The organism is Alteromonas sp. ALT199, from assembly GCF_018619335.1.
GTDB lineage: Bacteria > Pseudomonadota > Gammaproteobacteria > Enterobacterales > Alteromonadaceae > Alteromonas.
In genome coordinates, this window is sequence record NZ_JAHHDX010000164.1 from 29813 (window position 1) to 52485 (window position 22673).

Consider the following 22673-nt stretch of genomic DNA (forward strand, 5'->3'; position numbering starts at 1 on the left):
GCTTGGCATGGGTGTCTCTGTAAAAGGTGGTGCTGGTGGGCTTGGCGTGGGTGTCTCTGCAAATGTGGGTGCTGATGAGCTTGGCGTGGGTGTCTCTGCAAAAGGAGAAGCTGATGACCTTGGCATGGGTGTCTTTGCTAGTGCTAATGTTGTGATGTCTGTTCAAGATAAAGTGATTCTTGGGTTTTGGTTGGTGCGGGCTGCACTGGATGTTGCGCTATCAAGAGGTGCTAATAAAAATAAGTTGCTGCGAGGAACCGGTATTTTTGATGATGCCTTACAAAGTGATTCGTTACTAAGCATAAAACAATATTCATCGCTGTTAGGGAATGTAGATGCCCAAACAAAAAGTAGTGACGTCAGCTTTATGCTCGGTGGTGCTTTAGCTTCGCAGTGGCAGCACAGTCCTTTGCATGTGTTAGCAGCATGCGAAAATGTCGAAGCGCTACTTTTTCACCTCACTCATCGGCAAACATTTAGATGGTGTAACCTACCGCTATGTCAATTTCAGCGTTTTGAAAGCGCAAATAATATAGTATTGGTACCGCAGTTAACTGGGGTTAGCAGCAAGCTATCTTTATTCGCTATTGAAATGGCATTTGCAAGTATCGTTTCACTGTTAAGAAGTATTGCTAATAAGCGAATACGTCTATCCTTTACGTTTACGGGTAGTCGGCCGAAAAACATCGCTGATTATGAAACCCACCTTGGTCTTACGTTATCGTTTAATAGCCCCTTTAACAGTATTTGTATTGAAAAGGATGTATTGCTTCAGCCCTTAAAATCGATAAGTAAAGTGGCAGATGTTTCTGAACCACAGGTCTCATCAAGCTATTTAGTAGACAACAGTTTATTAGGCGGCAATGCCACCTTATCAAAATCAGGGCCTCTTACTACACTGCAACCATATTTGTCTTTGCCGGATTTTGTCAGGCATTACATCGATGCATTTAGCGCACAAACCGCAAACACTGGGTTACCCGAATTAGCAGGAAAGTTGGGTATCAGCGTGGCTACCTTGAAGCGAAAATTGAAGGAGTTTGGCGTTAGCTTTCGCTCGTTATCTGAAGAAGTTCACCGCAATCATGCGGTAATGCTTTTGTCAGTTAATAAAGTTAGCAACGAGTTTGCTGCAGGTGCAATGGGCATTAACGACTCAACTAATTTTCGTCGTACTGTAAAACGACTTACCGGCAAAACCCCCAGCGAACTGCGGGGTTAACCAAAAGCTTAAAATTTAAAAAAAACTAGATATAACTATCAGATGAGTTAGCCGTTAAGAGGTAAACTTCTTTTCAACGCCCTTAAAACCTTTTATCCTTTACTGCTTTAGCTTTTCACCGTCAAAGACTGTTTCAACGCTGTCTTGTTGAAGCTTTGTCTTACGCACTCGCAACCGGCAGGTGGCTTTTCAGCGTAGCCTTTAAAACGTTGCTAGCATGCAATAAAACCCAAAAAGAGAGTTTCTGTGCACGAAAACAATGACATTGCAGCAAATTCTATTGCTCCAAATCCACTAGGTTTAACGCCTATTTTGCTTTTTGTGATCCTTGTCGTTGTAACAGGCATCACCACAAATGACATCACCGCAATGCCTATTTTGGTGGCGTTTTTCATTAGTGCCGGGTATGGCTTATGTTTGAATCCAAAAGGCAGAAAAGTTAGCTTTTCTGAAAAGGTACAAACATTTTGTAAAGGCGGTGGTGACAAGAACATTATTCTCTTAGTATTTATATTCCTGCTGGCAGGTGCGTTTTACGCGGTAACCATCGATATTGGTGCACGAGATGCTACGGTTAACATGGCGCTACAATTTGTGCCTTCAGCACTGATATTGCCAGGCCTGTTTCTAATTTGCTGTTTCATATCTTTTTCCATGGGCACGTCAATGGGCACTATTACCGCGCTCTCGCCTATTGGAGCAGGTCTTGCCACAAGTCTAGGGCTGCCGGTGGAAATGGCACTGGGAATTGTGGTGGGTGGCGCTATGTTTGGTGACAACCTTTCGTTTGTTTCAGACACCACAATTGCAGCGACACGAACGCAAGGGGTACAGCTAAAGGACAAATTCAAAGCAAACTTAATGGTTGCTGTACCAGCCTGCATCGTCACTATGGCGTTACTGCTTATGGTTGATGTGGATACCTCAGGTATTGTTGAAGGCGGCAGCTATGATTTTTGGCGCATAGTGCCGTATTTATGCATTATTGCGTTTGCGCTAACAGGGTTTAACGTTATAAGCGTACTTGCAGTGGGTGTAGCCAGTGCGTGCGTAGTAGGTTTGGTTCAAGGCAGCTTTACGCCACTTTCGATGATGCAAAGCATTCAAAAAGGCATGGGTTGGATGCAAGATTTAGCCATGATAGCCATAACCATAGGCGGCATTGTGGCGCTTATGCACGCAAATGGCGGTATCACTTGGTTAATTGAGCGTTTAACTCGCAAAGTTACGTCTAAGAAAGGCGCGGAATTTAGTATTGCTGGTTTAGTCAGCTTTTTAGATATTACAACGGCCAACAATACTATTGCCATTGTTACCGCAGGTCCTATTGCGAAAGATTTGAACGAAAAATATGGAGTAGACCCACGCCGTACCGCGTCATTACTGGATATCTTTTCGTGTAGCTTCCAAGGCTTGGTCCCTTACGGAGCGCAGCTCTTAAGCGCAGCGGCCGTAGTGGGCATTTCACCTTTGGCAATTACGCCGTATTGCTGGTACCCCATGCTTATTTTTGTGTTTGGTGTGGCGGCCATTTGGTTTGGCTTCCCTCGATTTAAAACGCCCCAAGACGATGAATTAACCCAAAGCGCTTAAATTCTCGTAACGCTTAACGCACTGGCTTTTTAGGGCGGTATCTTCTAGGATCACCGCCCGAATTTTATTGATGATTAGAAACTCGCTTTAGGATGTCACTTTGTCTTCACCACTTGCAATAAAACCTCTTTAAACAAACTTGATGATTGTTTAAGCGCAGATAAATTTCGTTTGAAGCGCAGGATCACGCAGCTTACGCAGAAAGTTAATGATGCATCTGGCGGTAAAGAAAATGAAAGGAAAGAGGCGACAAATAGTTCAAGTTCTGAAGTGCAAGGCGATGCACAGCAAACGTCTAAAGTAGTCAAAAATGCAAACAATCATGCAAACAAGCAGAGTGACTCAAAAAAGAACTCAGTTAGCCAAGAAAGCCTAAAAAAGCAGTTCGAGAAATTAGAAAGCGACATCAATACATCAATAGAAAAGCGCAATTGGCGACGAAACAACCTTCCTAAGGTTGAGTATCCGCCGCTGCCGGTTAGCGATAAAAAAGAAGATATCAAAGAAGCGATTGCTAATAACCAAGTGGTTATCGTAGCCGGTGAGACTGGCTCGGGTAAAACCACACAGCTACCTAAAATATGTTTAGAACTAGGTCGCGGTGTGAATGGCATGATAGCCCACACTCAACCAAGGCGTTTAGCAGCAAGAAGTGTGGCTACACGTATCGCCGAAGAGCTAAACACGCCCCTTGGCGAAAAGGTAGGTTTTAAGATTCGCTTTAGCGATCAGGTAAGCGAGCGAAGCTACGTTAAACTTATGACCGACGGTATGCTGCTAGCTGAAATGCAGCAAGACCGTTTCTTAAATCAGTACGATACTATCATCATTGATGAGGCTCACGAGCGAAGCCTTAATATCGACTTCTTACTAGGTTATCTGCGCCAGCTGTTGGATAAACGCCCTGATTTAAAACTTATCATTACGTCAGCGACCATCGACCCAGAACGCTTTTCTAAACACTTTAATAATGCGCCAATTATCGAAGTGAGTGGACGTACTTATCCGGTGGAGATTCGTTATCACGCCCCAGAAGACAATGATGACGACATTGATCAAAGTGATGCCATCGTAAACGCTGTCGACGAGCTAATGCGTGAAGCACCAGGTGACATTCTGGTATTTTTAAGCGGTGAACGCGAGATACGCGATACCCAAGATGCTTTAAGCAAACAGCATTATCGCAATACTGAAATTGTACCGCTTTACGCTAGGTTATCGGCTGCAGAGCAAAACCGCATATTTCAGTCTCACAGTGGTAGGCGCATTGTACTTGCCACCAACGTTGCCGAAACCTCATTAACCGTACCCGGTATCAAATACGTAATAGACCCCGGGTTCGCCCGTATTTCACGCTATAGCGCCAGAAGTAAAGTGCAGCGCCTGCCTATTGAGCCAATCTCTCAAGCTTCAGCGAATCAGCGGGCAGGGCGATGCGGCCGTGTGTCCGATGGTATTTGTATTCGCCTTTACAGTGAAGATGACTATTTAGGGCGCCCTGAATTTACTGATCCAGAAATCCTTCGCACCAACTTAGCGTCGGTTATTTTACAAATGCTTGCACTGGGGTTAGGCGACATCGCTGCATTTCCGTTTGTTCAGCCACCGGACAACCGCAACATCAACGACGGATTTCGCTTACTTGAAGAAATTCAAGCTATCGGGAAAGGCAAAGATAATCGAAAAACCAAGCAAAGCGGCAGGATGCAGCTTACCCCGCTGGGTCGTCAGGTGGCGCGTTTGCCCATCGACCCTCGCTATGCACGTATGGTTATAGAAGCCGAGCGCACAAATGCGCTTGGTGAAGTAATGGTGATTGCGGCTGGGCTTTCTATACAGGACCCGCGAGAGCGACCTCAGGAAAAACGCCAGCAAGCAGACGAGAAGCACAGTGAATATCACGACAAAGATTCAGATTTCATAAGCCTTTACAACTTGTGGGTGGCATTTAAAGAGCAGCAAAACGCATTAAGCCAAAATCAGCTTCGTAAATGGTGTAAGCAGAATTTCATCAACTATTTGCGTATGCGCGAGTGGCAAGACATTGTAAGTCAGCTTAAAAAGTCTATTGCTGAATTGGGCTTTGGCATTTCAAAGCAAGAAGCCGACTATCAGGCCATTCACCAGGCTATCGCCAGCGGTTTGTTGTCGCATATGGGGTTTAAAGATAAAGAACGTGAGTATATGGGCTCACGCAATTCACGCTTTTTAATTTTCCCAGGCTCAGGGTTATCAAAGTCGCAGCCAAAATGGGTAATGGCTGCCGAGCTTGTAGAAACGTCTAAACTATTTGCCCGTATGGTGGCCAAAATAGACCCCGCATGGGTAGAGCCTTTGGCCGAGCACGTTGTGCAAAGAAGCTATTCTGAGCCTCATTGGTCTAAAAAGCGCGGCGCGGTTATTGCGTTTGAAAAGGTTACTCTGTTTGGGCTGCCTATTGTGATGAAGCGCGCAAAGGTTTACAGCTTAATCGACCCACCAATTTGCCATGAATTGTTTATTCGGGAGGCCTTAGTAGAAGGTAACACCAAGCTCAACTACGGCTTTTTACAAGAAAATCAGGCATTGCTGGAACAAGCTGACGAATTCGAGCAAAAGATACGACGTCGCGATTTGATTGTCGATGACGAAGAGCTTGTGAGCTTTTACGCAAAACGTGTTCCTATTGAAGCTAACAACGATGCGGCATTTAAAAAGTGGTTTAGACAGCACGGAAGTAACGATAGCTTAACGTTTAAAGAAGAAGACGTGTATCGTCAGCAGCCAGGCCAGTCGGTAGCGAACACGTTTCCTGATGTATGGCGTCAAGGCAATATCACGCTGCCGCTTCGTTACAACTTTGAACCTAACGCTGAAGATGATGGTGTAACGGTAGTGATCCCGCTGCCAGTGCTTAACCAAGTCGATAGTGTAGGTTTTGACTGGTTAGTGCCGGGGCTTAGACACGACCTCATAGTCGGTTTAATTAAAACCTTACCTAAACGCTTACGTCGCAACTTTGTGCCTGCACCGAACTTTGCAGATGCCTGCCTTGCCGATATTAGTGAAACCGATAAAAACAATCGCCCCCTGCCTTTACTTGAAGCGGTTACCGATAAGCTTCGTAAAATGACTGGCGTTGTTATTGAAAGCGAAGAGTGGAACTTAGCTCAGCTTGATAAGCATTTAAAAATGCACTTTGCTGTAGTAAATGACAACGGTGATGATATAGCCAAAGGTGACGACCTTCATACGCTTAAACAGCAATGTGCAGGACAGGTAAAGCAAACCTTTGAAAAAGCCGCGACACCAGAATTAGAGCGCAACAACATTGAACAGTGGGATTTCGAAAGCTTGCCAGAAACTTTTGTGCAAAAGGTGGGTGGGTTTGAAGTACAGGCGTTCCCAGCGCTAGTGCAAAAGGGCGATAAGGTAGATATTACGTTAATTGAAGAAGCCGATAAAGCGCAGGCGCTGCACAAGCAGGGCGTAAATGTTTTGATTAAAAACGCCATGCCGTCGCCGCTTAACTACTTGCAAAGCAAATTACCTAATAAAGCCAAATTGGGGCTTTATTTCAATCCTTTTGGACAAGTGAAAGCGCTGATTGACGATTGTATTTTTGCGGGTATCGACGCCATTGTCAGCGATTATTGTAAAACCAATGAAACTGACATTCGAAATAAATCCGATTTTGAGGCCTGCTTGGAGATTGCTCGTGCGAATATTAACGACAAAGTGTTAGAAATTGCCACTCAGGTAGAGCAGGGCCTTACGCTTGCCCATCAGTGCCAAAAGCAGATGAAAGGCAACGTGCCGCTGACTATGATCAATGCCTTAGGCGACTGTAAAGCGCATTTGGCGTCATTGGTGTTCCCTGGCTTTGTCTCTCAAATTGGTGAAAGCAAGCTGGATGACTGGAACCGCTATATTAAGGGATTAGCCCGTCGTCTAGAGAAGCTGCCTATCGATCCAAACAAAGACAGGATGCATCAGGTAACGGTAGAAAAGTCGATGAAGGAATGGGAAAAAGCGTGTAGCAAGTACCCCAAAGGTAAAGTACCTCAAGCCCTTATTGATGTCCGTTGGATGATAGAGGAATTGCGGGTTTCTTTATTCGCTCAGCAGCTAGGTACGGCGTACCCTATATCGGCGAAGCGTATATCTCTTCAATTAGCGGACTTTTAACGTCGAACTTGGTATTTTTATGTATGTAAGACGTTGGGTTAAAAAGGCCTGTACTTCGATTGCAGATCAATAAGTACCTCGATTATTTGTTTTTAGGTTCGTCAATTGATGGTGCTGTCGAGCTTTATTGCTTGCGTGGATAAAGCTTGCTCGTCCTAGTTTACCTTTAAAGGCGGTTTGTTATCGAAAGGCAGAGGTAATACCAATTAATACTTTCGTTATATTATTGAGTGAAATTCAAACAGTTCGATTGACAAGTTATCCTCATCACCCTATAACAACATTGTAGTCGTCAGCGTAATGCTAAAAATCAGGAGATGTAGACATGTTGGGATACGACGATAAGCGAAATTTTTTCAGGATGATGGTAAATTCGCCGTGTCAGTTGCAAGTTACTGACGATGAATCGAGCCGTACTATGCAGGCAATGTGCAGAGATATTAGTGCCACAGGTATGTCATTGGAAGTTGATGAGCCCTCAATTGAAGTGGGAACGCAAGTGAATGTTGCAATTGAATCATCTAGCTCACAAATTCCTTCTCTGGCAGCGTTAGCAACGGTTGTACGCTGTGAACCTGAATCTGAGTCTAGCTGTATTATAGGCGTCGAAATTTCTCAGATGAAATAGATTTAACGCAGATGAAAAGGCGAAATTAACCTTCGCCTTTTCCTAAGTATACAAGCGTCATATAACGTCGCTTTATGGATCGTATTACCTTAAAAGCGGCTTTTCACCACGTTCTAATAGTTGCTCGCCTAATTTATTTACTTCAAGCTTGGATATTCGCTTTAGTCCGTCTCTTATCATTAATTAAACCGAATAAGCCGTTCAGTTTTTTCTATTTTAATTCTCCAACGTAATTGATAATAATTCTCATTAATGCGAAAGCAAACAGATTTAAACTTTTGAGAGAGCAATTATTATGAAAAAGACAATTACCTTTGCCGTTATGCACTTTTCAGTAGCCTTTACTGTAGCCTACCTACTTACAGGCAGCTTGGTAGTAGGTGGTGCGGTAGCATTAGTTGAGCCAGCAATTAATACTGTGGCGTTTTACTTCCACGAAATGGTATGGAAAAAGTTAGAGGATAAAGAGGAGGTTACTGAAGGGCAAACCAATGAGCGTTCACAGCAGCTATCGAATGGCTTTTCAGATAATGCTGGTTTTTCAAATAATGATATAACCTTCGCTTCTTAAAATGTAAGGTTTATTGCTTGCTTCAAAGCTATTCGCATAACCTATCGTTAATTCAATAAATGGTATAAAGCGCCCTGGTTATTGTTAAAACATCAAGGGCGCTTTTTCATTTCTAATCGTCGGTGACTTCACAGACTAAACCTTTCAGGTAATAGCCTTCAGGGTAGCTACCAATAATAGGGTGGTCAGAAGCTTGATTTAGTCTTGCTATAATTTTTATAGTGCGGCCAGCATCAAGGGCAGCGTCGGCAACGACCTTCTGGAATAAATCGGCAGGCATAAGACCTGAACAGCTGAAAGTCAGCAGTAATCCGCCAGATTTAACTGTGTGAATGCCGTACATATTAATGTCTTTATAGCCACGAGCAGCGCGATTTAGTGTAGCTTTGCTGTCAACAAATTTTGGTGGGTCGAGTATGACCATATCGAACTGTTTGCCCTGCTCGTGATACTCTCTAAGCGCTTTGAATACGTCTTTGTTGACGAAATGTGCTTTGTCCTCACTTAATCCATTAATGGCCACATGATGTTTAGCCAAATCTAAAGCTGGCTGAGATACATCTACGTTAGTCACAGACTTAGCACCGCCAGCAAGGGCATAGCAAGAGAACGTACCTGTGTAGCTAAAACAGTTTAGTACGTCAGCATCTTTCGCGTAGTGTGCAGCTGCCGCACGACTATCACGCTGATCGAGATAGAAACCGGTTTTATGACCATGCTCTATATCAACAACAATATTAATGCCGTTTTCTTTTACAGTAACCTGCATGGGTGGCTCACCGTGAAGCACGCCTGTTATAGGCTCTAGCCCTTCTTTTTTGCGTACATCAACGTCACTGCGCTCATAGATGTGAACATCAGGCATTAGCTTTGTAATTGCCCATACTATTTTATCTCTGTGCTTTTCACCGCCAGCGCTCAAAAGCTGAAGAACAGCGACGTTATCGTATAAATCGATGGTGATCCCCGGAAGACCATCGCTTTCAGACGCTATCCAGCGAAAAGCATTGGTTTTGTTAGGGTCGAACAGGCGTTTACGCAGCGCTAGTGCAGTTTCTAAACGGCGCAGAAAAAAGCCGTTATCAATACTTTCATCTTTTTTAAACGTCCACATGCGAACACGAATTTTAGAATTTGGAGAGTAGGCACCTCGACCCAGCCAGTCGCCTTCAGAGTCGAAAACATCTACCGTGTCGCCTATCCGCGCGCGGCCTTTTAATTCAGCCACTGCGCTCTCGAAAATCCAAGGGTGTTTACGGCGAAGTGATTTATCTCTGGATGGTTGTAATATGACCTGTGCTGACATGTAGGCTCTCGTGGTAATTTAAACAATATTTATTTGTTGTAAGCCATTCTAGATGCTTACGGTAATGGCCGCGATTATACGCATTTTCAAAGGTTCTGTGTTGAATATTATCTATGCCGACTGGTATAAACTTAGAAGAAACCCAAACTGATTGATAGAGAAGTACGTAGACAAATTACTATTAAAATTTTAAGACTAGGATTGGATGCAAAGTATGCGCTATGTGGATTTTGAAAAGGGATGTAGCCCCAGCGAATTGGTTGTTAAGGAATGTGAAGGGTTATCGTTAACATCAGGAAAAGTAAAAGTAGAGGTAAAAGCATTCGGTGTAAATCGAGCAGATACGTTACAGCGTCAAGGTAGTTATCCACCTCCGCCAGGGGAAAGTGAAATCCTCGGGTTAGAGGTAGCTGGCGTTGTAACAGAAGTTGCTAGTGATGTTAGTACCTTTAAAGAAGGTGATGAAGTATTTGGTTTGGTCGCAGGTGGTGGCTATGCCACTGAAGTCATTGTTAATCCTGCTCACCTATTGATTATCCCTAAGAGCATGCCATTTTTTGAAGCAGCAGGTCTTGCCGAAGTTTTTCTTACCGCATTTCAGTGTTTACGCACGATAGCTCATATTAAGCCTGCTGAACGTGCCTTAATACATGGGGGCGCAAGTGGTGTGGGGTTAGCCGCCACTCAGCTATGTCGATATTGGGGCGTGCACAGTGCCGTAACAGCATCGAGCCAAGACAAGCTTACCCTTTGTGAAAGTAATGGCGCAGAGCATCTTATTAACTACAAACAGCAGCAGTTTGATGACGTTCTAAAAAAAGTATGGCCTGAAGGCGTTGATATGGTACTTGATATGGTCGGTGGCGATTACCTTAACCGAAATCTTAAAGTGCTGAAGCAAGATGGCAAAGTGGTTTACCTAGCTATGTTAGCAGGAAGGTATGCTGATAACCTTGATATGGCCCTACTTTTAGGAAAGAGAGCCTCGATTATTGGGACAACACTTAGAAATCGAAGCGACGAGTATAAAGCGGATTTGATACGTGACTTTTCTAACGTATGTTTGCCCGCTTTTGAAAATAAAGAGCTAAATGTAAATATAGATACCCATTATAGTATTGAAGATATCGATAAACCTCATGCGCGATTGGAAAACAACGATACGCAGGGCAAGTTGGTCATTTCTTGGTAATAGTTCGTGGTAAAAGCTCTTGGTAAAAGCTCGTGGTAAACGTCCTTAGTAAAGGCTCTCACTAAAGACGCTTCACTGAGGTATTTTACTTTCCAGCAAAGCCTTCATCTGGTTTTGTTGGTTTCGCTTCTGCCGCGCCGCGTGCAAGGTCGTCACATCGCTCATTTTCGGGGTGCCCCGAATGGCCTTTTACCCAATGCCAGTTAATCTTATGCTTTTTTACCGCCTCATCTAACCGCATCCACAAATCTGCGTTTTTCACTGGTTTTTTGTCGGAAGTGCGCCAGCCATTCTTACGCCAGTTATGAATCCATTGATTGATGCCATTTTTTACGTACTGGCTGTCGGTAGTTAACTCAACGTTGCACGGCTCGTTTAAACTATTAAGCGCTTCGATAGGGGCTAATAGTTCCATGCGATTGTTAGTAGTGTGGGCAAAACCATCGCTCAACTCTTTTTTATGTTGTTTGTAAATTAGTACAGCACCGTACCCGCCCGGACCAGGATTGCCTAAGCACGAGCCGTCGGTGTATATGTGAATGGTCTTTTGAGCCACAGCGTTTCCTTTGGTTTAACTAGCTTAATTTATCTTATCTTTTCCCTTAGCGGATTGCGAAGGGGTTGATATACTATCAAAAAATGAAAGTGAAATTATAGTAGAGGTTCTATGCGCCAAATTGTTCTCGATACTGAAACCACAGGTATTGACCCCAAAGAAGGCCACCGCATTATTGAAATAGGGTGTGTTGAAGTCGTTAACCGCCGTTTGACGGGGAATCACTTTCACGTTTATATCAACCCTGGCCGTCATATTGAACAAGAGGCGATTGAAGTTCACGGTATAACCAACGAATTTCTTACCGACAAGCCCACATTTTCTCAAGTGGCCCAAGAATTTGTGAGCTTTATTAAAGGGGCGCAATTGGTTATTCACAACGCGCCCTTCGATGTTGGCTTTATGGATCACGAATTTGGTATGGAAGCGTCGACGAAAGGCGTTATTACCAACCAAATCTGTGATGTCCTCGACACTCTAACCCTTGCTCGCCAAATGCATCCAGGTCAGAAAAACAACCTTGATGCCTTGTGTAAGCGTTACGGCATAGACAACAGCCATCGTACGCTGCACGGCGCTTTGCTGGATGCAGAGATTTTGGCCGACGTCTATTTGTTAATGACTGGCGGACAAACCAAGCTCAAACTGGCATCTAGTTCAGGCAGTGACGCAGACTCAACTGCTATTAGAAGAATTAAACGAGGCGCAAATAAATTAAAGGTTGTTAAAGCTACCGCCGATGAATTAACACAGCATGAAGCTCGCTTAGATATTGTTGAAAAGGCGGGAGGTAAGTGTTTATGGCGCCCTCAGCCTGAAGAGGTGTCCTAGGGCCTGTTGACCTTTGGTGTACGAATTTTGGTCTAAATGGAAGTCTTTTAATCGCAAAACAGTCCTGTAAGCCTAGCGGGCTCAGTTAAAGGACTGTGACAAAGAGTAAAAGGCTTCCATAACGACCCCTTCGGGCAGCGCCTTTGTGCCATCTATACTGCGTTGAATGTTCTCGATTTAGAACCACTAAACCGTCAAACATTCGCCTTGTCTAGATGGCACACAGACCGCTGCAAAAATGTACAGCAAAGGTCAGCAGGCCCTAGCTAAACACGTTTAAATAGAAATAAAATAGCCGAACATTGCAGGAGCAGCGTAGCGTGAGAGTGTGGTTTTATTGGGTAGTTTTTTTATTGTTGTTAATACACTTAAGCGCTGGCGCTCAGTCGCAAGAAGATGAGCGCGATGCTGCGAGGCAACTTGCCGACAGTGCTGTACAAAATCCCCAGTTAAATAATCAAATTGTTGACACCTCACCGCTTACTGATTTAGGCGATAGCTATACAAACTCAATAAAGCTTTTACAAAACCGATTTCGGGTTGATTACAACGTTGAAGAAATCACCATGGTTTTTTTTAGAGAGTATGGCTCTGCACCAGTGGTACTCGTAAGACCCGACGGTTCCAAACTGTTTCAAGGGCGAGTAGACGAAGAAAAAGTTCAGTGGTTTGATGCTGATACTTTCGACATGATTACGATAAAGAACCCAGTACCAGGCCCGTGGCAGGCCGTCGGCCAGGTGCTGCCAGAAAGTCGAATTATGGTGTTATCGAACATTGAGTTACATGCAGAGCCGTTACCTAATGTTTTGTTTGCTGGTGAAATATTAAAGTCTACGGCTTATCTAACTAACAATGGCAAGCCAATTGAAAATAAGCAGTTTAGAGATGTGGTTGAGCTTGATATTGAGTTCAAAAGTACTAACAACCCTAACTTCGGTAACTTTGGCACCGGCGATCAGAGTATTGCAACTTTTCAAGACGATGGGCGGGGTATGGATGAACGCCCTGGAGACGGCGTATTCACCGGCCAGTTTAACTTGAAGATTGCGGCTGGAGAGTGGAAGCCAGTTTTTCGTGTCATTACTCCAATGTATACCCGTGAGCAAGAAGGCAAGCCTACTGTCTTACATGACAACCCAGTTTCAATTGACGTAGAAATGAATGGCGGCGAAGAGGGTTACCATAAAATTATAATAGACGTTGACCGCGAACTGGTGGATATCGAATCGTTACTTGTCGACGGAAAAGTAAAGTTTCCTAATACAGATATGCAAAACTTTTCTTTGACAGAAGGAGGCAGTGAGCCTCGAGAACACCTAATTGTTGCCTACGAAGAGGGAGTATTTAGAGTAAAAGTTACCGCTTATGGTACAACAGTTGATGGAAGAGACTTTATTTTAGACGTGCCTGAGTTTAGTTTTGTCGCCGAGGGACCTGAAGAGCCTGAAGTTGAAGACCCATTAATAGATGGGAAAGACCCAATTGTTGACGGTAGTGCGCCATTAGTAGCGTTGCCAGAGTCGAACCCTGCCGCCATGGCGTCAAGCGAAGCATCTTCGCAAGATGAGCAAGAAGAAATGGATAACGGAACCTTGACGATTATTTTAATAGCAGTCAATGGCTCAATAGTACTTATTGGTATTATTGCCGCTGCAGTTATAATTTTTATGCGTAAAAAGCGCACGTCTTCGACGTCGTCGCCTGAACCAGCAAAGCAAGCCCCAGCAACGACAGATGCCGACCTTTCAATGGAGGAAGCGCCTAAGGGTATTAAAAAGCTATTAGGAATGTTTAAGAAAGGGAATAAATCTGAAAAGTCTTGATGAGGGCTTAATCACTTTAGTGATGGTACGATGTTAAATTGTTCACTTTGAATTTTATTTCGACATAATGACTATTTAACAGGCAAACGAACCGCAGATGACAATTTTATTAATAAAAAGCGTTGACTCCACATGGGGGAATACGTATTATCTGCGCCGCAGTCAGGGGACAGGGCAACAACAGCCAAGTCAACTCACTGATAACATTGAAGATGTGGAGCGGTAGTTCAGTTGGTTAGAATACCGGCCTGTCACGCCGGGGGTCGCGGGTTCGAGTCCCGTCCGCTCCGCCACTCTCTCAATGGTATAACTAAAAGGTCTTCGGAGCGGTAGTTCAGTTGGTTAGAATACCGGCCTGTCACGCCGGGGGTCGCGGGTTCGAGTCCCGTCCGCTCCGCCATTTAGTTATACAGCGCAATCTCGATTATGTGGAGCGGTAGTTCAGTTGGTTAGAATACCGGCCTGTCACGCCGGGGGTCGCGGGTTCGAGTCCCGTCCGCTCCGCCATTAATCGAACAATGCGCGCTTTTCATTATTGCGGAGCGGTAGTTCAGTTGGTTAGAATACCGGCCTGTCACGCCGGGGGTCGCGGGTTCGAGTCCCGTCCGCTCCGCCATTAATGATAAGCTTTTCATCTCATTCAAATTTCCCTTATCGGAAAACTTTAAACTTTCTTATTCACTCCATCTATATTTTCTGAAATTGCCCAGTGCATTGTTTTAAACCTCTGTTTAGTAAAATTTAAGATTGATATATTTATATTTCCTCGGTTCTAGATCCTCTTAATTTTGCGCACAAAGAACTACCTCGAAATATTAAAACTATTTAACAAACAGCAATATGTGCCCCGAAGTCGTAGTGTGTTTTTTAAAATCTGTACTACAGTTAGGTCGTTAGTGCCTGACATCAATGGAATTTATGAATAAAAGCGATCAAAAACGGTATTTTCTAGCAGATAATTTAAAAGCGATTGGCGTTTCTTTAATAAGTGTTGCTTTAATTTCACTTTTTCTAGCCATTGTTATGTTTGTGTTTATTAGAGAACAAGAAGAAAACCGAGCCAAAGAAATTTTAGATAATGTTCGCATGGTCTTTCGAGACGCTGAAATTACCCTTGATTATCTTAACGCACTACCTTACCAATCTTGTGAACTCGAAAACTTGGCAGAAATGCGCAAAACCTTATTTCGCTCTCGTTTTGTAAAAGAAATTGGTTTCTATGAAAATAACGAGTTGCTGTGCAGTACCTATCTAGGCATTCTTAATGAGCCGATTAAAGAAGTAAAGCCCGACTTTTACACCAAGCTTGGCGACGCATTCTGGATAAACACACCGTTACAACTCTTTGACAAGCAGGCGACAGGCACCATTGTTAAACGTGGGCGCTATAACTCGGTGTTAGATATGGATAGTGTCATTGGCTACAGCTTCACGCAAGATTGGCAGCTTTTTTACAATGGCGATCATTTTTATCATATGGCAGGTAATCCAGGGCTGGTTGATACCACGCTTAATCAGGGTGATATGGAAGCACGCACTGGTTATTTCTCGTTGCAATTCATCTTGTGTGATGAGCGCTACACCAATACTTGCTTAAAGGTTAAGTCTGATCACGGCAGGGTATTAGATTTGCACACAGGTAAGATTGTCTTGTTTGTCTTTGCTATGCTGATGACGGTCGCGCTGACACATATGCTGGTGTTTAATTATTTACGCCGTCGGCGATCTCTCGAGTCTAGAGTGAACAAAGGGTTAAAAGAACATAAGTTTTATAGCCTTTACCAGCCGTTTGTCGACTTAAGTACCGGCAAAGTGATAGGTTGCGAGGTTCTAAGCCGCTTTGAAGACGAATTTGGGCCTATTTATCCTGATGAGTTTATTCCTCAAGTTAAAGAACAGGATATGACCTGGGAATTCACCATTGATATGATCACTACAGCGATGAAAGAGCTTAACGAAAACCCAGATATTCCTGAAGGGTTTAAAGTTTCCTTTAACTTGTTCCCCTTCGATTTTACGAGAGATGATTGTCTTGATTTAGATTTTGTTCTGGAAATGAATGTAAAAAACTTCAAGTTAGTATTGGAAATTACTGAAGATGAGCAAATTGCAACCCACAGTGCGGTAAAGCATATAAAGTCGTTAAAGAGTAAAGGGTTCCTATTCGCTATTGATGATTTTGGCGTGGGGTACTCTAACCTAAGCCAGCTCAAAACGTTGAACTGTGATTACCTGAAAATTGACCGTAGTTTTGTTATGGATATGGAGGATAACAGTATTCGTTCATCGCTTATTCCACATATTGTTAGTATTGCTGACGGGCTCAATGTCAACTTGATTGCGGAAGGTGTTGAAAATATAGAGCAATCCAAGGAACTAAGAGGTTTAACCATCGGTTATGGGCAAGGATGGTTGTTTGGAAAGCCGCAGACTGTCGACGCGCTTGCTAAAAGCGTCCACAACACACAATAATTTAGCGCTGTTATTTTTCAGTTGGTGTTGGTAGTGTTTAGCGCTACCATTCACCGCCTGGAAAATATAGAAGATCATTCGCATGCAGGACGTGCTCATTTGCCGCAATATAAATAAAACCTATCAAGATGGCAGTAATGCCACTCCCGTTTTACACGATATCTCTCTTTCAATAAAAGCTGGCGAACATGTTGCCATATTGGGAAGCTCGGGTTCTGGTAAAAGTACGCTTTTACATATACTTGGAGGTTTGGATAAACCCTCTAATGGCGAGGTCGAATTTAATGGTAAATCACTCGGACAGTTATCTGGTAACGCGTTAGCTAAACTTCGCAATGACGAAATGGGTTTTATTTATCAGTTTCATCATCTACTTGGTGAATTCACTGCCTTAGAAAATGTAGCAATGCCGCTTAGGATAAGAGGCGTATCGACGAAGGAAGCCCACTCGAAAGCCCAAGCTATGTTAGAGGAGGTCGGATTATCTCACCGTGTGAACCACTTACCCTCCACTATGTCAGGTGGCGAGCGACAGCGTGTGGCTATAGCGCGTGCCTTGGTTACCGAACCGTCTGTTGTGCTTGCAGATGAGCCTACAGGGAATTTAGATGATTCAACGGGGGCGCAAATTTATAAACTTCTAACAAGTTTAAGTGAGAAAAAAAATACCGCTTTTGTAGTCGTGACCCACGACATAGCCTTAGCGGGCAAAATGGACAGGGTACTTAAGATTAAAGATGGAAGGTTAGCTAACGAGGCGATGTCAAAGGAAGGTCAATATGCTCGTCCTTGAACTGGCCAGTCGTTTTAGAAAAACACGTGCAGAACAGCGTTTTATTTCATTCATCTCAATGTCATCGACTATCGGTATTGGGCTTGGATGTTTTGTGCTTATTGTGCTGCTAAGTGTCATGAACGGCTTTGAAAAAGAGTTGACCGGCCGTATTTTAAGTGTGGTTCCCCACGGAGAGCTATACAGCAAAAGCGAAAGTGGAATAGAGAACTTAGATGCTCAGCTTTATCGATTTTCCCAAGATAGGCGTATAGCCACAGTGACCCCTTACACAGGGTTAACAGGTATGCTGCAGTCAAAAGGAGAATTAAAGGCTATTAGCGTTACCGGGTTACCTGTTAACGATGTAGGTGCAAAATACGCAGAGCGTGTTAGTCAAAGTGACTGGAAAAGGTTCAGCGAGCAGAAAAATGGATTAATTGTAGGTAAAGGTATTTTATCTTCCATGGAGTTGGCTATTGGAGATACGGTTCAAATTCTTATTCCTCAAGCTACGCAGGATTTAACGTTTAAAGCACCGCGCTCAATTACTCTCAAAATATCTGGTGTCATGTCTGTAGGAGGGGAGCTTGATAATCAGCTCGGTCTTATGCATCTTGAGACAGCGTCAGAATCTATTGGGATCACCGCCAAAGCCCAAGGCATACAGTTTACTTTAAACGACCCATTTTCGGCTTACGATACCATGCGTGATATCGGGTACAGCTACCCACAAGCAGTCTATATGTCGGATTGGACCCGAACCCAAGGGCATCTATATAACGATATTCAGTTGGTGAGGGCGGTGGTGTATATCGCACTAACATTAGTTATTGCAGTGGCTTGTTTTAACATAGTGTCATCATTAGTTATGGCGGTGAGAGATAAGCAGGCTGCTATCGCGATTTTAAAAACAATGGGAGCGACTGATCGCTTAATACGCAATACGTTTGTAATGCAGGGCGTTATAAACGGCTTTATCGGTATTACCATTGGCGTAACGCTTGCGCTGTTAGTCGCGCCAAATCTTTCAGATATTGTTCGCTTTATCGAAACCGCGCTAGGTGTAGAGATTCTATCTGGAGACATTTACTTTATTGATTTTCTGCCTTCAAGTTTGCATTGGCAGGATGTAGTAATAACGGTAGTTGTCGCTATGTTTTTGAGTGTAGGTGCAACCTTGTACCCAGCGCACAAAGCAGCGAAGGTGTCGCCATCGTCAGCGCTGCATTAGTCGGCAATTCAGCAAGCTTTCAATAGAGCTCTTGATAAATAGTTCAATTATCGTTGCTCGACATGTTCTGTGAACAAACTTGTTTTCAGGTACAGATAGAGTCCAATTAAAACTATTTAAAAACAAGCATGTAAAGCCTGAAGCCAAACAAAAAGGCCAGCAAATTATGCTGGCCTTATTTAACTTTGGCTATATCGTTACCGCATCGCTGCTTTTACTATTACTCTGAATACAGAGAACGGTGTGTAGTCGTTATTTATTTCTGTCAAAGTGTTCGAAATCAACATCTTCTTGTTTTAAACCCGCTTTCGGGTCGTTATAAATACTTTCATCTAACGCGCCTTCACTTTTGGCAACAACACACGACACCATACAGTCGCCAGTAATGTTTACCGCAGTACGGGTCATATCAAGGAGTCTGTCTACGCCTATAATAAGTGCGATACCTTCAACCGGTAAGTTAACTTGCTGCAAAACCATAGCTAGCATAATAAGGCCTACACCAGGTACACCAGCGGTTCCGATAGAGGCAAGCGTGGCGGTTAGCACCACCATCATATAGTCGCCTAAGCTTAAATCGACAGCGTAAACCTGTGCGATGAACACTGTTGCTACACCTTGCATTATGGCGGTACCATCCATGTTTATTGTCGCACCTAATGGCAGAGTGAACGATGATACCGAATTGCCTACACCCAATTTGTTTTTTGCCGTTTCCATGGTGACGGGCAAAGTAGCGCTACTGCTTGAAGTACTAAAAGCAAACAATGCTGCGTCGCGCATTTTCTTGAGTAAGATAACGGGGTTTAACCCTGACAAGGCTTTGAGCAAAATAGAGTAGGTTACAAGACCATGAAGGATCAAGACGCCAAATACTAAAAAGAAGTACTTCGCCAAACTCAATATGGTTTCGCCACCTATGGTCGAAAACAACTTTGCCATCAATACATAAACGCCGTAAGGCGCTAAATTCATGATAATGGTCACAAGGCGCATTATAACTGTATTGATATCTTCAAAAATCGCGGTGAGGCGCTTGCCTGCATCACCTGTCATTGCCATTGCTATACCGAAAAGTACTGCAAAAACAATAATTTGAAGCATATTTCCCTGCGCCATAGAGTTAATCGGATTGCTAGGGAACATATTCACAATAACGTCTGATAGGCTAGGGGCTTCCTTAGCTTGAAACGTCGTTTCAGTGGTTAAATTCAGTCCATCACCCGGCGACACTACTAAAGCTAGACTCATGGCTAGTGTTATGGCTATTGCGGTTGTGACAACATATAATCCAACCGACTTAGCACCTAGTCTGCCCAGCTTGCTTGGGTCTGATAATGTGCTTGTTCCACAAATAAGGGAAACAAAAACAAGGGGAACAACCAGCATTTTTAAGCTGGCAATAAATATTTGGCCGAGAGTAGAAAATATACCTTCGACAAGAATGTTATACGTGGAGAACTCGAAACCGAATATCGAAAAAGCAAAATCTCCGCTATCATCAAACAATAATTGGAGAAAGACACCAGTCAAGATACCGGCAGCCATGCCGATAAAGATTCGGGCGGTTAAACTATATTTATGTGCAGATGAAGACATTAATGTTCCCTGTGCATTTTTATATTTTTAATCTATCGTAGTGTGCCAGATTCAGTTGATTTTTAAACATAAAAAACGACGCAATTGTCAATAAAAGAGGTTCAGGAACGAATTATGTCGACATTAGCGAAAGTGCTAGGCCTAATTAGCGCAATATTTATGCTAACAGCATGTGGTGGGGGCGGTTCTTCAGTCTCTCGGGATAACACGGATAACGGCAGCGGAGACGACGGTACAACCACACCTACCTACTCAATTGCTTTATCATTAGAAAATGAAAGTGGCGCAAGCGACAACGATTTATCAGAAAATAATAGCTTGTATGCGGTTGCAACTGTAACCGATGAGGACGGAAACCCTCACTCAGACGCACTTTTAACCTTTACATTAAGCAATGAGGAACTTGCCGAGTTTGGCAATGACACAGGCACAGCGCGCACCAATTCAAGCGGTGTTGCTAGGATCCTTTTGAATGCCAGTACGGCTTCAGGTGATGGTGAAATTACTGCTGCGCTTAGTAGTGGCGAAACAGGAACTACCACGTTCTCTGCCACAGCTGTAAGCGGTACTGATCCCACAACTATTAGTGTTGTACTGTCGCTGCAAAATGAAAGTGGCGAAGCCGATAATAATATTTCATCTAGCAATACCTTAACAGCAGTGGCGACGGTAACAAATTCGCTGGGCGAACCTCAGGCAGATCTTCTGCTTACCTTTTCATTGAGTAACGATGAACTTGCTATATTCTCAAACGATACTGCGACTGCATTAACTAATGCTGATGGTGTTGCGACAATAGATATGTCGGTGGGAAGTGCCTCTGGCGACGGCGAAGTAACGGCCACCTTACCTACTGGCGAGGCGGACTCAACGACTTTTAGCTCTGAAGGAAGTACAACGGTGAGTGAAGAGCCTGCTTCTCTTGAACTTTTCGCTGACAGCATTCAGCTGGCCTCAAGCGGCAGCGATGAAATAGAACTAATTGCTTTAGTTAAAAATGAGCAAAGCGTTTTGATGGAAGACGTTGAAGTTAGCTTTTCAGCAGAAACAGGTGATGGTGTTGAACTTCAGTTAACGCAGCCCGAAACTGCTGCCGACGGCACAGCTCGTGCTGTGCTAACATCGCAGAACGACAAATCAAACCGTACTATTACCATTACAGCCGGAGCGGGCAGTCTGACTGAATCTGTTGATATTACGATTCGAGGAACAGAAGTTATTATTAACGGCGCCTCATCTGTCATTTTAAATGATACTGTTGATTATACTATCCGTCTTCAAGACTCCGACGGACAGCCTATCGATAACGAAGATGTTGTCTTAAGTGCTACTAATGGCACGCTTAGCAGCACGTCGGTCAATACCGGTACCAACGGTCAGGCCACGGTGTCATATACGGCATCATCGTCAGGTGAAGACACCATTACTGCATCAGCACTTAATGCTGAAACAAGTTTTACGGTTCAGGTTCAGCAAGACGAATTTAACTTTGTTAACTTACCTACCGAAGAAGTACCACTAGGGCAAACTCAGACCATCACAGTGCAGTGGCGTCAAAACAATACGCCGGTAGAAGGTCAAGTTGTTACTTTTAGTGCCTCCCGCGGCGAGATAGCTGGAAGCGCTACAGTAGCAACTGATGCACAAGGGCAAGCAAGTATTGATATTAGTGCGAATAACGCAGGTATTTCTTCAATCACGGCAACGGCAAGCGATGGAAGCGGTAACGTGTTAGTTTCTGCGCTTACTCAGATTGAGTTTATTGCTACCACGCCACACACGCTTATTGCCGATGCTTCGCCAGACATTTTAGGGCCTGATGGACAAACCAGCACAATCAGCGCAGTGGTTCGCGATGTCGACGGCAATTTGGTGAAAAACAGTGTGGTTAACTTTACTGTTTCCGATGTGTCAACTGGTTTTGTATCACCTTCTCAGGCAACGACTGATAGCAAGGGGATAGCAACAACTGTCTTCACGTCTGGCTCGGTTTCAACTCTAGAGTCGGTGGTTGTTACTGCGTTTGTTGCAGAGGATTCAGCGATTGATGATCAAGTAACACTAACTGTAGGCGCTCGCGCATTCGATATCTCTTTGGGTACAGGTAATGAACTTGAAGAACCTAATTCTACTTCGTATTTAAAACGTTTCGGTGTCTTTGTATCTGATTCTGCTGGGCAGCCAGTTAGCGGCGTGAGTCTAACAGCATCGGTTGCTCCGGCAAAATATGTTAATAATGGTGAATATCGCACTGGGTTCTGGGTATATAACGACGATGAATCTCAATGGGTAGCGATAGTTAATCAAAACTGTCTCACAGAAGATGTGAATGATAATGGCATCTTGGATACAACACCAACTGACGAAGATACTAATGATGACGACATGCTTACGCCTGGGTTGGTGGGAACGATAACATTTGCTGATGGCAACGCTGAAACAGATGATAATGGTTATGCAGAATTAGAATATCGTTATCCAAGCAGCTATGCAGTTTGGTACGATGCAGTCATTTCTGTTTTTGGCCAGTCTACAGGAAGCGAGGCTCAGGCTTCGATGAACTACACACTAAGTATCTCAGCTGACGATGTGACCGATGAAGGGGCGTCACCGCCGGCGAACCCGTTTGGTGTGACTGACCAGTGCACGCTGGTTACACCATAGAGAATTAATACTTAAGAAATAACTAAAAGCCGGCTCGTAG

The 22673-nt window shown here is 43.8% G+C and carries 15 protein-coding genes and 4 tRNA genes; 16 read left to right on the plus strand and 3 right to left on the minus strand.

Features of this window, described 5'->3' with window-relative positions:
* Window positions 1–7 precede the first annotated feature (7 nt).
* The 5 genes from KL866_RS19030 to KL866_RS19050 all read left to right on the plus strand — a co-directional run bounded on the left by KL866_RS19030 (window position 8) and on the right by KL866_RS19050 (window position 8181).
* Window positions 8–1222, plus strand: coding sequence for an AraC family transcriptional regulator ligand-binding domain-containing protein (locus KL866_RS19030; RefSeq protein ID WP_251140182.1), 1215 nt, complete (start codon window positions 8–10; stop codon window positions 1220–1222).
* 246 nt (window positions 1223–1468) lie between these two features.
* Window positions 1469–2815 (plus strand): Na+/H+ antiporter NhaC family protein, encoded by a 1347-nt coding sequence (locus KL866_RS19035; protein ID WP_025254937.1) that lies wholly within the window; start codon window positions 1469–1471, stop codon window positions 2813–2815.
* 171 nt (window positions 2816–2986) lie between these two features.
* Complete coding sequence (gene hrpA / locus KL866_RS19040; RefSeq protein WP_251140179.1) at window positions 2987–6982, plus strand: ATP-dependent RNA helicase HrpA; 3996 nt, start codon at window positions 2987–2989, stop codon at window positions 6980–6982.
* A gap of 325 nt (window positions 6983–7307) precedes the next feature.
* On the plus strand, window positions 7308–7610 hold the full coding sequence (locus KL866_RS19045) for a PilZ domain-containing protein (RefSeq protein WP_025254939.1): 303 nt from the start codon (window positions 7308–7310) through the stop codon (window positions 7608–7610).
* 295 nt (window positions 7611–7905) lie between these two features.
* Window positions 7906–8181 (plus strand): DUF2061 domain-containing protein, encoded by a 276-nt coding sequence (locus KL866_RS19050; protein WP_214996521.1) that lies wholly within the window; start codon window positions 7906–7908, stop codon window positions 8179–8181.
* 112 nt (window positions 8182–8293) lie between these two features.
* Here the strand turns inward: KL866_RS19050 and KL866_RS19055 are convergent, their stop codons facing one another.
* Window positions 8294–9487, minus strand: coding sequence for a class I SAM-dependent rRNA methyltransferase (locus tag KL866_RS19055; protein WP_025254941.1), 1194 nt, complete (start codon window positions 9485–9487; stop codon window positions 8294–8296).
* Window positions 9488–9701: 214 nt separating this feature from the next.
* Between KL866_RS19055 and KL866_RS19060 the strand changes: the two genes are divergently transcribed.
* Window positions 9702–10679 carry an NAD(P)H-quinone oxidoreductase gene (locus KL866_RS19060; RefSeq protein ID WP_025254942.1) on the plus strand — a complete coding sequence of 326 codons (978 nt, stop codon included), beginning with the start codon at window positions 9702–9704 and terminating at the stop codon, window positions 10677–10679.
* 85 nt (window positions 10680–10764) lie between these two features.
* Here KL866_RS19060 and rnhA read toward each other — a convergent pair whose 3' ends face one another.
* Window positions 10765–11235 carry a ribonuclease HI gene (gene rnhA, locus KL866_RS19065; protein ID WP_025254943.1) on the minus strand — a complete coding sequence of 157 codons (471 nt, stop codon included), beginning with the start codon at window positions 11233–11235 and terminating at the stop codon, window positions 10765–10767.
* 111 nt (window positions 11236–11346) lie between these two features.
* On the opposite strand from rnhA, the gene dnaQ reads away from it, so the two are divergent.
* The 9 genes from dnaQ to KL866_RS19110 all read left to right on the plus strand — a co-directional run bounded on the left by dnaQ (window position 11347) and on the right by KL866_RS19110 (window position 18370).
* Window positions 11347–12066 (plus strand): DNA polymerase III subunit epsilon, encoded by a 720-nt coding sequence (gene dnaQ, locus KL866_RS19070; protein WP_025254944.1) that lies wholly within the window; start codon window positions 11347–11349, stop codon window positions 12064–12066.
* Window positions 12067–12386: 320 nt separating this feature from the next.
* The gene (locus tag KL866_RS19075) at window positions 12387–13892 is read left to right on the plus strand and encodes a TIGR03503 family protein (protein ID WP_214996523.1); all 1506 of its coding nucleotides are present in this window, start codon (window positions 12387–12389) and stop codon (window positions 13890–13892) included.
* A 216-nt stretch (window positions 13893–14108) separates the two neighbouring features.
* Window positions 14109–14185: transfer RNA gene (locus KL866_RS19080), tRNA-Asp, on the plus strand.
* A gap of 30 nt (window positions 14186–14215) precedes the next feature.
* Window positions 14216–14292, plus strand: a tRNA-Asp gene (locus KL866_RS19085).
* Between the two features lie 30 nt (window positions 14293–14322).
* A tRNA-Asp gene (locus tag KL866_RS19090) sits at window positions 14323–14399 on the plus strand.
* 32 nt (window positions 14400–14431) lie between these two features.
* Window positions 14432–14508 (plus strand) — tRNA-Asp (locus KL866_RS19095).
* 302 nt (window positions 14509–14810) lie between these two features.
* Complete coding sequence (locus tag KL866_RS19100; RefSeq protein ID WP_025254946.1) at window positions 14811–16364, plus strand: EAL domain-containing protein; 1554 nt, start codon at window positions 14811–14813, stop codon at window positions 16362–16364.
* A gap of 82 nt (window positions 16365–16446) precedes the next feature.
* On the plus strand, window positions 16447–17157 hold the full coding sequence (lolD, locus tag KL866_RS19105) for a lipoprotein-releasing ABC transporter ATP-binding protein LolD (protein ID WP_025254947.1): 711 nt from the start codon (window positions 16447–16449) through the stop codon (window positions 17155–17157).
* A complete protein-coding gene (locus tag KL866_RS19110) occupies window positions 17144–18370 on the plus strand; it encodes a lipoprotein-releasing ABC transporter permease subunit (protein WP_025254948.1) in 1227 nt (408 codons plus the stop codon). Before lolD ends, KL866_RS19110 begins: the two co-directional genes overlap by 14 nt.
* A gap of 252 nt (window positions 18371–18622) precedes the next feature.
* On the opposite strand, the gene KL866_RS19115 is transcribed toward KL866_RS19110, so the two are convergent.
* On the minus strand, window positions 18623–19969 hold the full coding sequence (locus KL866_RS19115; RefSeq protein ID WP_025254949.1) for a dicarboxylate/amino acid:cation symporter: 1347 nt from the start codon (window positions 19967–19969) through the stop codon (window positions 18623–18625).
* A 114-nt stretch (window positions 19970–20083) separates the two neighbouring features.
* Between KL866_RS19115 and KL866_RS19120 the strand changes: the two genes are divergently transcribed.
* Window positions 20084–22633, plus strand: a complete 2550-nt coding sequence (locus KL866_RS19120; protein WP_025254950.1) for an Ig-like domain-containing protein — start codon at window positions 20084–20086, stop codon at window positions 22631–22633.
* Window positions 22634–22673: the final 40 nt, after the last annotated feature.

Excerpts from the sequence above, each read along its gene's own strand:
- KL866_RS19030 (WP_251140182.1), top strand. The coding sequence starts at position 8 with ATGGGTGTCTCTGTAAAAGGTGGTGCTGGTGGGCTTGGCGTGGGTGTC.
- KL866_RS19055 (WP_025254941.1), bottom strand. The coding sequence starts at position 9,487 with ATGTCAGCACAGGTCATATTACAACCATCCAGAGATAAATCACTTCGC.
- KL866_RS19050 (WP_214996521.1), top strand. The coding sequence starts at position 7,906 with ATGAAAAAGACAATTACCTTTGCCGTTATGCACTTTTCAGTAGCCTTT.
- dnaQ (WP_025254944.1), top strand. The coding sequence starts at position 11,347 with ATGCGCCAAATTGTTCTCGATACTGAAACCACAGGTATTGACCCCAAA.
- KL866_RS19120 (WP_025254950.1), top strand. The coding sequence starts at position 20,084 with ATGTCGACATTAGCGAAAGTGCTAGGCCTAATTAGCGCAATATTTATG.
- KL866_RS19110 (WP_025254948.1), top strand. The coding sequence starts at position 17,144 with ATGCTCGTCCTTGAACTGGCCAGTCGTTTTAGAAAAACACGTGCAGAA.
- KL866_RS19045 (WP_025254939.1), top strand. The coding sequence starts at position 7,308 with ATGTTGGGATACGACGATAAGCGAAATTTTTTCAGGATGATGGTAAAT.
- lolD (WP_025254947.1), top strand. The coding sequence starts at position 16,447 with ATGCAGGACGTGCTCATTTGCCGCAATATAAATAAAACCTATCAAGAT.
- KL866_RS19060 (WP_025254942.1), top strand. The coding sequence starts at position 9,702 with ATGCGCTATGTGGATTTTGAAAAGGGATGTAGCCCCAGCGAATTGGTT.
- KL866_RS19100 (WP_025254946.1), top strand. The coding sequence starts at position 14,811 with ATGAATAAAAGCGATCAAAAACGGTATTTTCTAGCAGATAATTTAAAA.
- KL866_RS19115 (WP_025254949.1), bottom strand. The coding sequence starts at position 19,969 with ATGTCTTCATCTGCACATAAATATAGTTTAACCGCCCGAATCTTTATC.